Source organism: Paenibacillus sp. FSL H7-0943, assembly GCF_037963265.1.
In the GTDB taxonomy this organism is placed as follows: Bacteria; Bacillota; Bacilli; order Paenibacillales; family Paenibacillaceae; genus Paenibacillus_AQ; species Paenibacillus_AQ odorifer.
In genome coordinates, this window is sequence record NZ_CP150148.1 from 5,269,497 (window position 1) to 5,282,024 (window position 12,528).

Annotated in this window: 11 protein-coding genes and 1 other RNA gene; all 12 read right to left on the reverse strand. The window is 46.0% G+C overall.

Going from position 1 to position 12,528, the window contains the following annotated elements; genetic code table 11:
• Nucleotides 1–200: 200 nt before the first annotated feature.
• An RNA gene (gene rnpB, locus NSQ55_RS23130) (RNase P RNA component class A) lies at nt 201–603 on the reverse strand.
• 64 nt (nt 604–667) lie between these two features.
• Nucleotides 668–1,783: a Nif3-like dinuclear metal center hexameric protein gene (locus NSQ55_RS23135; RefSeq protein WP_076098536.1), complete on the reverse strand. Its 1,116-nt coding sequence runs from the start codon at nt 1,781–1,783 to the stop codon at nt 668–670.
• A complete protein-coding gene (locus NSQ55_RS23140; protein ID WP_076192145.1) occupies nt 1,759–2,529 on the reverse strand; it encodes a class I SAM-dependent methyltransferase in 771 nt (256 codons plus the stop codon). Before NSQ55_RS23140 ends, NSQ55_RS23135 begins: the two co-directional genes overlap by 25 nt.
• A gap of 5 nt (nt 2,530–2,534) precedes the next feature.
• Nucleotides 2,535–3,359 carry a hypothetical protein gene (locus NSQ55_RS23145; RefSeq protein ID WP_339169325.1) on the reverse strand — a complete coding sequence of 275 codons (825 nt, stop codon included), beginning with the start codon at nt 3,357–3,359 and terminating at the stop codon, nt 2,535–2,537.
• A gap of 110 nt (nt 3,360–3,469) precedes the next feature.
• Complete coding sequence (gene rpoD / locus NSQ55_RS23150) at nt 3,470–4,603, reverse strand: RNA polymerase sigma factor RpoD (RefSeq protein ID WP_036683799.1); 1,134 nt, start codon at nt 4,601–4,603, stop codon at nt 3,470–3,472.
• A 40-nt stretch (nt 4,604–4,643) separates the two neighbouring features.
• The gene (gene dnaG, locus NSQ55_RS23155; RefSeq protein WP_036683805.1) at nt 4,644–6,464 is read right to left on the reverse strand and encodes a DNA primase; all 1,821 of its coding nucleotides are present in this window, start codon (nt 6,462–6,464) and stop codon (nt 4,644–4,646) included.
• A gap of 39 nt (nt 6,465–6,503) precedes the next feature.
• Nucleotides 6,504–6,983, reverse strand: a complete 480-nt coding sequence (locus tag NSQ55_RS23160; protein ID WP_076103766.1) for a DUF188 domain-containing protein — start codon at nt 6,981–6,983, stop codon at nt 6,504–6,506.
• Between the two features lie 162 nt (nt 6,984–7,145).
• Complete coding sequence (gene glyS, locus NSQ55_RS23165) at nt 7,146–9,221, reverse strand: glycine--tRNA ligase subunit beta (protein ID WP_076185259.1); 2,076 nt, start codon at nt 9,219–9,221, stop codon at nt 7,146–7,148.
• Nucleotides 9,214–10,101 (reverse strand): glycine--tRNA ligase subunit alpha, encoded by an 888-nt coding sequence (gene glyQ, locus NSQ55_RS23170; protein WP_036683820.1) that lies wholly within the window; start codon nt 10,099–10,101, stop codon nt 9,214–9,216. The genes glyS and glyQ overlap by 8 nt, the downstream gene beginning before the upstream one ends.
• Nucleotides 10,102–10,521: 420 nt before the next feature.
• Complete coding sequence (gene recO, locus NSQ55_RS23175; protein ID WP_036683821.1) at nt 10,522–11,277, reverse strand: DNA repair protein RecO; 756 nt, start codon at nt 11,275–11,277, stop codon at nt 10,522–10,524.
• 36 nt (nt 11,278–11,313) lie between these two features.
• Nucleotides 11,314–11,457 (reverse strand): YqzL family protein, encoded by a 144-nt coding sequence (locus NSQ55_RS23180; protein WP_076098533.1) that lies wholly within the window; start codon nt 11,455–11,457, stop codon nt 11,314–11,316.
• A gap of 113 nt (nt 11,458–11,570) precedes the next feature.
• Nucleotides 11,571–12,464, reverse strand: coding sequence for a GTPase Era (gene era / locus NSQ55_RS23185; protein WP_036683823.1), 894 nt, complete (start codon nt 12,462–12,464; stop codon nt 11,571–11,573).
• Nucleotides 12,465–12,528: the final 64 nt, after the last annotated feature.

Here is a 12,528-nt window from a genome sequence, read left to right on the forward strand (position 1 = left end):
CTCATCAGCCCATCAGCCGCTAGCAATTCTTCTAAAAAGTCTAATTTTTGCATATCACGTTCCAAATCCCTGCATGTTATCGCATTTACTGCTTTATATATTTGCCGTATCCGCATTTGTTTGCAACAAAAAAGGCGGCGTAAGCCGGGTTACCGGGATACGTCGCCGTTTGTATGGTGTTGTTATTATAACGTTGCAGTTAGGAAAGTTTGCCGTAAGCCGGGTTCTGTGCTCGTCGTGGTTCGATCGGGAACTACCCTCCCACCATAAGCGACAATCATCTATCTAGGCCATACATTACTGCACAGCTCCAGCGACCAACCTAGACGCGCCTCAGGCTAAGGCTGCTTATTCAGCTGCGTCTCATTAGGTCTTGCTCCAGATGGGGTTTACCAGGAACGAAGTCACCAGCGTTCCTCGGGGTCTCTTACACCTCGGTTCCATCCTTGCCTGTGCCGCCCTAAGGCGGCCATCGGCGGTCCATTTCTGTGGCACTATCCTTCAGCTCGCGCCGACTGGACGTTATCCAGCATCCTGCCTTATGGAGCCCGGACTTTCCTCCCGTGACGTCTTCACGTCACCGGCGATTGTCTGTCAAACTTTCCGAACAACATTATATATTATACAGACATCACATGTCTGGCACAAGCATTATTAAATGGCAATTTTATAGGAACTTAAATGGCTCCGTATTCACCTGCGAAGCATGCACAGCTGTATCATACTTATGCTCGGCCAATTTTCCAGCCATCCACTCCGCTACTTTCTCTTTCATGATCTTCTCCGCATTATGTCCCGGATCAATCAGAGTAATTCCGGCGAGCGCAGCATCCTGAACTGTATGATAATCCAGATCCCCAGTAACCAGGACATCCGCACCGCGGAAAATAGCACTGTTATAATACTTTCCACCCGAGCCACCGAGAACAGCAGCTTTACGAATCGGACGGTCCAAATCACCAACAACCCGTACATGGTCTACCTTCAGACCTTTTTTTACCGTCTCCACGAATTGTCCAAGGGTTGTAGGCTCTTTGAGCTTTCCTACCCGCCCAAGTCCTAAGCTGCGGCCTTTAAGATCCATTGAGTACAAATCATAGGCAACCTCTTCATAAGGATGGGCCTTAAGCATAGCCTGCACCACTTTATTGCGGATGGAGTGCGGGACGATCGTCTCAATACGAATTTCCTCGGCACGTTCCATCTTACCTTTTTCCCCGATATAAGGATCCGTGCCTTCTCCTGGAATAAAAGTACCGTATCCCTCGATATTGAAGCTGCAATGACTATAGTTGCCAATTGCCCCTGCTCCAGCATTCAGAATAGCATCCAGAACCTTCTGATGATGATCCTTCGGCACAAATACTACCAGCTTTGATAATTGCTCGGAGTGAATGTCTTTGATGGGTACTCCGTTTTCTATGCCAAGAGCTTCAGCCATCCAATCATTCATTCCACCTTCGGTGACATCCAGATTCGTGTGGCTGATGTACACCGCAATGTCATTCTTAATTAATTTTTCATACATTTTGCCCGCCGGTGTGTCTGTCTGGATTCCTTGCAATGGACGGAAAATAATCGCATGATGCGCAATAATCAAATTGCAGCCTAGACGAATCGCTTCTTCAACTACCTCATCATTCACATCTAAAGCAACTAATACATTAGTGATTTCTTTTTGCAGCGTGCCCAGTTGAAGACCAATTTTATCCCAATCCTCAGCTAAATGCTTAGGAGCCAGTTGCTCCATATACTGAATTACTGTTTGTCCCTTGGCAAACATTGTAGCACCTCCGTAATTTCCCTGATCTGACCTTGAATCTGTTTCCGTTTATGCTCAGCAGATTCGAGTTCTGAACGTGACAACGATGTTAAAATGCCTTCCAATTTCTGAATCTCACCCTGCCACTTAGCAAAAAACACAGCATTTGGTGCTTGAAGCAGCCATGGTCCCATTTGAAGCAAGGCCTCTTGCCCAAGGACTTTAGCGGAATCCCCCAAGGTTAATTCACGATATACACTTTCATTTGTAATTCCAGCTTCCGTATTTTCTGGTACAGCCGTCAATACTTCATATAGCTTCCCGTCTTCTTCCAAAATTCTCTCAGCTACGAGTACCCATTTATTATTTAATAACCAGCGGCGCAAAATATCCTCGCCTACATTCGGTTGAAGCAAAAGGGTTGTAACCTCTTTTAGCTTACCCTGGCTTTGACCCCGGTCCAGAATCGCGGCAATTAATGCGCCTCCCATGCCAGCAATCGTGATACAATTGACTTCACCAGGTTCCAGAACCTCAAGGCCGTCTCCACGGCGCACCGAGATCACCTTCCCTAGTCCAGCCTCTGCAACGCCCTTACAAGCAGCATCAAAGGGACCCGGGTTTACTTCACCTGCAATTGCAAACACAGCCTTACCGCTTTCGACAGCGGCCACAGGAAGCAAGGCATGATCGGAACCGATATCTGCTAATCTGCTTCCTTGCGGAATTTGCTCCAGCAATTGCTGAAGCCGATCTGATAATTTCACATTGTTCATGTTGCCACCCACGTTATCCATTTTTTTCGAAACCCAAACAACAAAGCTAACCCTGCTGCAATCTTTAGGATCAGCATCAATGAAATCCACTGCGGATAATCCTGTCTTAATAAAAGAGCGTCAAGCTCTGGCATGATCCAAAGCGATACTCCCACTGCAAAATAAACACTGGCAACACCTCTTACCTTATGATGCAAAAGCCAGCTTAACCATACCATCAGCACACACAATGGCAGCCATAGGAACTCCAGTTCAAATATAGAGGCCTCCGGGCTTCTTCCACCGAAGAACCCTGCATACAGTAATGCCCAAAAAGCAAAACCACAGTACTGCAACAAACCTATCCGGAGTAAAAATCCCAAAATACACCATAACAAGCCGCAGCACCCAATTAGAATAGGCCTCCAGAGCTGAGGATCCAGATCATGCAAATCAATCAGCCATAGCCCAAAACCAAGCGTTAAAACACTGCCCAGCCCCGCTAGGATAAGACTGATAACATTGTTCCGGTCCTCATAAACGGCGGAGTATCCATAACAAATAATTAATACAGATAGTGCGGTTGCAAGTTGCAAAGGCCAGGGAAAAACGCTAAAATAAAGACTAATCAAGAAAATCAAGGAAATAATTCCAAAAGAAAACAGCCAAATTTTGATGCTTCCCTGCTGTAAATTTCTCAGCGAAATTGGATTGTTATCCTTATTCGCATCCTCATCGTCATACAGATTGGTTAAGAAATCGCAATACTGCTCTGGCAGCAACCGGCTTTTTCTCCAATACTGAATCTCTTTTATAATGATGTCGCGTTTTTCCAAATTCACTGGCTCATCCTTCTTTCCAGATACACAAGGTCAACACATTTTTTACCAGCGTAAATTCAAATAAAAGAACCTCCTGCCACTGAGCAGCAGAAGGTCCAGTTCATGAAATACTATTCAAGGAAATCCTTAAGCCGTTTACTGCGGCTAGGGTGACGAAGTTTGCGCAATGCCTTGGCTTCGATCTGGCGGATCCGTTCCCGGGTAACACCAAACACCTTGCCGACTTCTTCAAGCGTTCTTGTCCGTCCATCATCAAGGCCAAAACGCAGACGAAGTACATTCTCTTCACGCTCCGTGAGCGTGTCCAGCACATCCTCCAGCTGTTCCTTCAGGAGTTCATAAGCCGCTGCATCCGCAGGAGCCAATGCTTCCTGATCCTCAATGAAGTCTCCTAGATGAGAGTCATCTTCTTCACCAATTGGTGTTTCCAAGGATACAGGTTCTTGGGCAATCTTCATGATCTCTCTAACTTTCTCAACCGTCAGTTCCATCTCAGCCGCAATTTCCTCTGGGGAAGGTTCGCGTCCCAGTTCTTGCAGCAATTGGCGAGAAACCCGAATCAGCTTGTTAATCGTTTCCACCATGTGTACAGGAATACGAATGGTACGCGCCTGATCCGCAATCGCACGAGTGATGGCCTGGCGAATCCACCAAGTAGCATACGTACTAAATTTGAATCCCTTGTTATGGTCAAATTTCTCTACTGCTTTGATCAGACCCATATTACCTTCCTGAATCAGATCCAGGAACAGCATACCGCGTCCGACATAACGTTTCGCGATACTTACTACGAGACGCAGGTTCGCTTCTGCAAGACGGCGTTTAGCTTCTTCATCGCCATTCTTAATTCGCATAGCAAGCTCAACTTCATCGTCAGCCGACAACAAAGGAACGCGTCCGATTTCTTTTAGATACATACGGACAGGGTCATTAATCTTGATCCCTGGTGGCAGTGACAGATCGTCATCAAAGCTGAAATCATCGCTGTCTTTATCCTCATTATCCTCACTTGGTCGGAGGCTGTTAACCTCTTCATCGTTCTCGTTTACAACCTCAATTCCCAAATCACTGAGTTGCTCGTAGAACTCCTCCATTTGCTCGGGGTCTTGATCAAACGGCGATAATTTCTCCATAATATCTTTGTAATTTAATGATGATCTTTTCTTACCTTGCTCAATGAGCTGATCCTTCACCTGATCCAAAGTAAATTCTGCTTCCAATTCAGTATGCTGATCGTTCGCCATAATTCGACTCCCTCCTCCCTAGGTACATCCTGTCAACATGTCATTGTCTCTCTAGGGCTATAATCTCACTTGCTATTTGTGCCGCACGCAAAAAGTCACCTGACTTTTCAGCCTGAATCATCTCTTCACGCTTCTGTTCCATTTTGCGTTGCAGTGGGTATTTCCGCACTTCACGGATACAATCATCTAGAACCTGCATATTCCAGTCCGGAGGGGTATCCATCATGGATATTGATGTCGCAGTTTTCTCCAGACGATCATCCTGAAGTGATGATAGAAACCGACTAATGCCGGGTGGTTTGCCTTGCGCGTAATAGGCATATAGATAAGCAGCAATTGCCGCATGATCAACGATGTTGAAATCTTCTCCGAGGCGTTCGCCCACATACGTGGCGGCTTCCGGGTCCTGAATCATAAAGGACAATAGACGCCGTTCCGCGACATGATAAGCGGGTAGTAAGGTCGGTGTCTGCACCTGCCCTTTTTTATGCCTACCATTATTCCACCTTTTGTCGTTATTATCCCCTTCAGGGATGTTTTTTTGCATCGATGCCCTAAGTAAATTACAATCCTGCTTCAAACTATCATATGAAAGTTCGAGTTCAGCAGCGATTTCCTTCAGATAAACCTCTCGCTCTGTTGAGGAATGCAGTGAAGCAATAACTTCTAAGGCTTCCTTGACATAGGCGATTTTGCCATCTTCCTCTAGGAGTATATGGTTTTTTTTCAGATATATAAGCTTAAATTTTATGGATGAAACTGCTGAATCAATAACCTGATCTTTAAATCTTTCTCCTCCATGCTTGGAGATAAATTCATCCGGATCCACCCCGCTTGGCAGTAAGGCGATCTTTACACGCAGGCCGCTGCCTTCAAGCATCGGAATGGCCTTCATGGCTGCTGCTTGTCCCGCCCGGTCACCGTCGTAAGACAGTATAATTTCATCAGCCAGGCTCTTCATCAGTGCCACATGACCCTCCGTCAAGGACGTTCCCATCGTTGCTACGCCGTTATGCACACCCGCTTCCCAGGATGAGATGACATCTCCGTATCCTTCAAACAGGACGATTTGTCGAGTTTTGCGAATGGATGCTTTGGACTGGTGCAAATTGTACAATATCCGGCTTTTGTTAAACAATCTACTCTCCGGAGAATTTAAATACTTAGGTTGACCCTCTCCAAGTATTCTTCCGGCGAATGCGATTACCTTGCCTGTACGGTTGGCAATCGGAAAGATAATCCGGCCACGGAAACGATCCAAGTAGCCTTTGCCCTCACCGCGGGCTGACAGAAGTCCGCCTTTCTCCATTTCCGCAAGGTCAAAATTTCGTTTCTCCAAAAACTGCAGCAAAGTATCCCAGCGGTCCGGAGCATATCCGATCTGAAACTGGTCAATCATTTTATCACTGAAGTTCCGGCCTCTTAAATAGTCCATAGCGGCTTTGCCGTGTTCCGTGTTCTTCAGCAAGTAATGATAGAACTTTGCCGACCATTCATAAGCTTGAATCAACCGGTCGCGTTCCGGATCAGGGGGAGACATCATACCTCCCTTACCTTCTGGAACGGGAATATCACTTTCTTCAGCCATTATTCTGACAGCTTCGGGGAAGGTTAATCCTTCGATTTCCATCCTAAATTTGATGGCATTTCCACCCATACCGCAGCCAAAGCAATGAAATACTCCCCGGTCGGGGGTAACAGTAAAGGAAGGGGTTTTCTCCGAATGGAACGGGCAGAGGCCCCATAAATATTTCCCCTGCTTGGACAAATGAACAACCTTACCGACTGTATCGACTATATCATGACGCGCAAGCACGCTTTCGATAACCTCTTCCGGAATATTCCCGTGTCCGCTAGCCACTTCAACCACCTTCATCTCTTAACAAATAAATATAATTCGCTATTGCTCCACATTCTCCTGCAAAAGTATTAAAAGTTTTGTCAGTTTATGTTGAAAATAAGTTTTTTCTTCTGCCGTTATGGGTTTTGGACCCTTTGAATAATGTCCCCGTCTTCGTTCCACGGCCCTGGCATGTCTACCCTCCAGCATAAAATCCATCTTGAAATTGTCGTATTCCTGCCCACGGAATGAAAGCACACTGCATCGTTTACCTAGTGCAAGTGCCGCAAGACCATAATCTTGAGTCAATACCACATCTCCTGCAGTAATATGATTGGCAATATATAGATCGGCACTCTGATCTCCTCGATCCACCTGCACAACCGTTACACCCTCTTCAGCTTTCAGTGCATGGTCATAAGAAGATACCATAAGTACCGGAACACCAAAGGTGCGACCTACCTCAGCGATCTCTTTTTTGACCGGACAAGCATCCCCATCCACCACTATCGTTCTAGACTGGGACTTCTCCATGATCATCACCAATTTCCCGTGTAATATATATACGCCCTCTCCGCAAGAAATCCTTCTTTCTAAGCATAAATACGGAACGGATGTCAAATGACGCATTGGCACCGTTCCGTATATTTATACCCCAAACCAACATTCTATACCATAAGATTCAAATTTTCTTGATTAAAATTACCAGACAAGCTTCGCAAAATCAGCGAACGACTTGGAGTCAGCATCAATACCAGCAAGCAGAGCCAAACGGTTAGCACGCACTTGCTCGTCCTCCGCCATAACCATAACGGAATCAAAAAATGTTGTAACGGCGTCTTTTAGACCCGAAAGAATCCGAAGTGCTTCTTCGGCATTTTTTGCCGCCATAGCTTCAAGGTAAGGTGCGTGAAGCTCCTGCCATGTATTAAAAAGCTGCAATTCAGCATCTTCTTTAAGTAAAGCAGGATCAATCACTTCACTGGTTGCTTTACTTGCCAAATTACTGACACGAGTAAGCGAATCTACGGTAATCTTGAAATCTGCTTGGTCGGACACAGCAGCCATAAGAGCACGGCTTCTGCCCACAACATCTACCACGTCGTCAAAACCAGCCGCTGTAACAGCGTCCACAACATCATAGCGTACATTGTCAGATAAAAGACGTTTTACACGCAGACCGAAGAACTCGTACAGGTTTATACGTAGTTCATCTCCAGAATGTTTCGTATTTCCTGAATTTTCATGAATTTCAATCGCCGCTTCAAAAATTTCGCGCAGCGTAATTGGCAATTTATGCTCAAGCACAATTTGGACAATACCTGCAGCCTGACGGCGCAGGGCATATGGATCCTGAGATCCTGTCGGAATGATGCCGATGGAGAAGCAGCCAACAATCGTATCGATTTTGTCCGCTATGCTGACAACTGAACCTGCTTCTGTTGAAGGTACAGCATCTCCTGCAAATCGTGGCTGATAATGCTCGAAGATCGCTTTTGCCACAGTTTCAGGCTCGCCTGCTTTACGTGCATAATCTTCACCCATTGTTCCTTGCAGCTCAGGAAATTCATAAACCATTTGTGTTACAAGGTCGAATTTACAAATATCCGCAGTGCGACTTACTTCGGACACAGCAGAAGCTGATAGTCCAAGCTTCACAGCCAGACGATCAGAGATTTGGCGAATACGGCGCACCTTATCCCCTACGCTGCCCAAATCTTCATGGTAAACAATGTTCTCAAGCTTGGCTAACGCATCGTCAATCTTCATCTTTTGATCTTCTTGATAGAAGAATTTGGCATCTGATAGACGAGCACGAAGCACTTTTTCATTTCCCTTAGCGATAACATCCAAGGATTCTGCATTCCCGTTACGTACAGTTACAAAGAATGGCAGTAGCTTGCCAGCTGCATCAAAAACAGGGAAATAACGCTGATGCTCACGCATCGAGGTAATCAGCACATCCTGAGGAATCTCTAAGAAAGATGGATCAAAGGTTCCAAAGAGCACGGTTGGTGTTTCTACCAAGAACAGTACTTCTTCCAAAAGATCTTCTTTAATCGCAATCGTCCAGCTTTTCTCTTCAGCCAATTTGTTAATTTGATCTAGGATAAGCGTTTCCCGTTCCTTCACATCCACAAGTACATGCTGCGCACGCATGCTCTCCACATATTGCGCAGGCTCCGAGATTACAGTCTCTGTACCCAGAAAACGATGTCCACGGCTCACATTACCCGCTTTTACATCCGTAATTTCCAAATCAATGATCTCTTTACCAAAAAGAGCAACCATCCAGCGAATCGGACGAACGAATTTAAAATCGTAAGCTCCCCAGCGCATGTTCTTCGGGAAAGTCATTGCATTTACAATACCCAGAAGTCCTTCTGTGAGCAAAGAAGCAGTCTCTACACCCGCACTATTTTTTGTGGCATAAATATATTCCACGCCAGCTAGTTCTTTAAATGTAAATTGCTCTGGAGATACACCTTGACTGCGGGCAAATCCTAGCGCAGCTTTACTCCAGTCGCCGTTAGCATCCAGCGCGATTTTGCGTGAAGGTCCTTTGACCTCTTCGCTAATATCCTCTTGCTTCTCAGCCGCGTCCTTAACAAATACAGCGAGACGACGTGGCGTAGCATATGCAGTAACTCCAGCATGGTTTATACGTGCAGAATCCAACCACTTGGACATTCTATCTTGCAGCTGTTCCATCGCAGCACGGATAAAACGTGCAGGAATTTCCTCCAGACCGATCTCAAACAGGATATCTTTAGACACGGTCAGCACCTTCTTTCTTCAGCAGCGGGAAGCCAAGCTTCTCGCGTTCCTCAAGATATGTTGCCGCTACGGAGCGGGCAAGATTACGCACTCGGGTAATAAATCCAGTCCGTTCAGTTACACTAATTGCCCCACGCGCATCGAGTAGATTAAAGCTATGTGAGCATTTCAACACATAATCGTAGGCTGGAAACACAAGATGTTTCTCCATCGCTCTACGTGCTTCCTCTTCATACATGTTGAACAGCGAGAATAACATTTTTACATCCGATACTTCAAAAGTGTAGGTAGAATGCTCGAACTCCGGCTGATGAAAAACATCACCATAAGTCATACCGCTTACCCATTCAAGATCAAACACATTTTCTTTATCCTGAATGTAAGAGGCTAAGCGCTCCATCCCGTAAGTGATTTCTACAGCAACAGGGTTAGCTTCGATGCCACCTACCTGCTGGAAGTAAGTAAATTGAGTGATCTCCATACCGTCCAGCCATACTTCCCATCCCAGACCCGCACAGCCCAGTGACGGATTCTCCCAGTTATCCTCTACAAAACGGATGTCATGCAAGAGCGGATCAATACCGAGTGCTTTCAAGCTATCCAAATAGATCTCTTGAATGTTATCTGGTGAGGGTTTGATGATTACTTGGAATTGGTGATGCTGATACAGACGGTTCGGGTTCTCTCCATAACGACCATCGGAGGGACGACGTGAAGGCTCTACGTAAGCCACTCTCCAAGGCTCAGGACCTAGCGAGCGTAAAAAAGTCATAGGGTTCATCGTGCCGGCGCCTTTTTCTGTGTCATAAGGCTGTACGATGATACAGTTCTGTTCAGCCCAGAACTGCTGCAGTGTCAAAATCATCTGCTGGAAGTTCATAATACCGTCTCCTTCGCTTTACAAGTTTTTTACAACAGCTTGCCTAAAACTTTCTACCATGGAGGCGGCACTTTTAGCTCCTGACAGCAACAAAAAGCCCCCGCCCCCATGCCTGATTAACAGACATAGGGACGAGAGCTTAACTTATTCTCCCGCGGTTCCACCCTACTTGATTTCATACCTTGTATAAGCAAGTTTGCTGCCAAAACAAGAACGAAATCCACTTTCATTCGCCGCATTCGTACTCCCGGGTGCCATGTTCATGAACGTTGTCCCGCTAGGCTTCCACTGCCCCCAGCTCGCTGAATAACGACAATACAGTCCACTACTTTCCCGATCAATGCACGCCTCTCCCCATTTGGAGCATAACGACGATCATATAATAAACTGATCCTATAGTAACGGAAAAATCAGCTTTCGTCAAATCTTGTACTTGTCGAGCTGGTCTAGGAAACTTTGTGACTTCAGCTTTAATCCGAGTTGCACATCCATAAAGGCCCGCATAATTTTTTTCAGCTCATCCCGGCTGCTTTCCTTTACATCCACATTGCCTAGTCTAGTCAGGTCAAGTCTGGCGAATAATCGCAGCAGCTTCAACGCACGAGCAGAGACCTCCATGGCTGGAGGGTCATTATGTTTACAACTGCGGCACAGTGCTCCACCAAGGCGAGGGCTGACCAGCAGTTGATCATCCGGCTTCTCGGCACCACAAATTACACAAGAATCGAATTCAGGACCATAACCGGCTGCCTGTAAGATTTTCATTTCAAAGACATTTATGATAACGCCGGGTTCCTTGTCCTCTTCAAGTGCATTAAGACAGGCCGTAAGCTGGCGAAACCAGAAGCTTCCCGTTTCCTCATCATGCAGAACACGATCAAGTAGTTCACACGCATAAGACGCATAAGCAGCTTTGATCAAATCCTCACGCAGCGGATGGTGCGACTTCGTAATTTCGCCAGAATTCAGTGTCCCAAGTCCTCCATTATTTCTAAAAAAAACAAATTCCCCAACGGTGAACAGTTGGATCAATGCAGCATGGCGGCTTTTGACCTTCTTTGCGCCACGCACCAGAACCCCTACTTTTCCCGCGTTCTCGGTGCAAAGCGTAATAATTGCGTTCCCCTCGCCGTAGTCCATGCTGCGGATGACGATCCCTTCCACCCTGTGTAGCATGCCTCTTCCCCCAACCATTCGGCAAGCAACCAGTCCTTATTGCGCTTCTTCATCACAGGCCTTCTCTTCCTCCACTAGCTGTAATCCACTATCTTCAAGCGGATGGCCAGCTTCCTTATACAGCAGGTAAGCATCGACGTCTCCTGTCATTGCAAAATACTTCCACGAAAAGTTTCGCATTCGTATTCATCCTTTCTTGGGAAAGACGATGTCTCTTATCAAGAATTAGGATGGTGCGATGGAGCAGGTTCTATCCTTGCAATTCCTACCAAACGAGGAATAACGGAATTAACTTAAAGGTCTTTATGGAAGCCCAAATCCCGCAGAACGCGGTCCTGATTGCGCCAATCTTTTTTCACTTTTACCCATAGCTCCAGAAAAATCTTCGAACCCAGCAGGTTCTCAATATCTGTCCGAGCCCGTCTGCCGACCTCTTTCAGCATTGCCCCTTGCTTGCCGATAATAATTCCCTTTTGCGAATCACGCTCAACAAAAATAACAGCTGAAACATGCACCACTCCATTAGGCTCAACCTTCATATCTTCGATGGCTACAGCAATAGAGTGCGGCACTTCTTCACGAGTCAAATGCAGAATTTTCTCCCGGATTAATTCCGCGCAGACAAATTGCTCGGGGTGATCCGTGATTTGATCTTCCGGATAATACTGAGGGCCTTCCGGCAAGTACTTGGCAACCTGCTCTAACAGCGTGTTAACATTGCTGCCCATCTTCGCAGAAATCGGAATAATTTCGGCAAAATCATGCAGCTTGTTATATTGAGCCATAAGCGGGAGCAGAGCTTCCGGCTCTATTTTATCGATCTTGTTGAGCACTAGAATCACCGGTGTCTTCAGACCATTTAATTGCTCGGCAATGTAACGGTCTCCACCGCCCAAGCCCTCTGACGCATCCACAAGGAATAACACTGCTTCTACTTCACCCAGTGTACTCATTGCAGTCTGGTTCATGTAGTCGCCTAGCTTGGACTGTCTTTTATGAATCCCCGGTGTATCCAGGAATACGATTTGTGAAGTGTTTGTTGTGTAAACACCATGGATTTTGTTTCTGGTTGTTTGTGGCTTATCCGACATAATAGCAATCTTCTGGCCAATGACCTGGTTCATGAGTGTTGATTTACCTACGTTTGGTCTGCCGATAATTGCGACAAAGCCTGATTTGAATTTCATATTATCTTCCTTCCATACTTACCTTCTAAATTTGCGTTTGAAAATCTTTTAAGATCTTTTTCGA

What these genes read in the sequence shown, in the direction of transcription:
- NSQ55_RS23135 (WP_076098536.1), bottom strand. Translation starts at nt 1,783, where the DNA reads ATGTTTGCCAAGGGACAAACAGTAATTCAGTATATGGAGCAACTGGCT.
- glyQ (WP_036683820.1), bottom strand. Translation starts at nt 10,101, where the DNA reads ATGAACTTCCAGCAGATGATTTTGACACTGCAGCAGTTCTGGGCTGAA.
- NSQ55_RS23160 (WP_076103766.1), bottom strand. Translation starts at nt 6,983, where the DNA reads ATGATCATGGAGAAGTCCCAGTCTAGAACGATAGTGGTGGATGGGGAT.
- rpoD (WP_036683799.1), bottom strand. Translation starts at nt 4,603, where the DNA reads ATGGCGAACGATCAGCATACTGAATTGGAAGCAGAATTTACTTTGGAT.
- era (WP_036683823.1), bottom strand. Translation starts at nt 12,464, where the DNA reads ATGAAATTCAAATCAGGCTTTGTCGCAATTATCGGCAGACCAAACGTA.
- NSQ55_RS23180 (WP_076098533.1), bottom strand. Translation starts at nt 11,457, where the DNA reads ATGCGAAACTTTTCGTGGAAGTATTTTGCAATGACAGGAGACGTCGAT.
- recO (WP_036683821.1), bottom strand. Translation starts at nt 11,277, where the DNA reads ATGCTACACAGGGTGGAAGGGATCGTCATCCGCAGCATGGACTACGGC.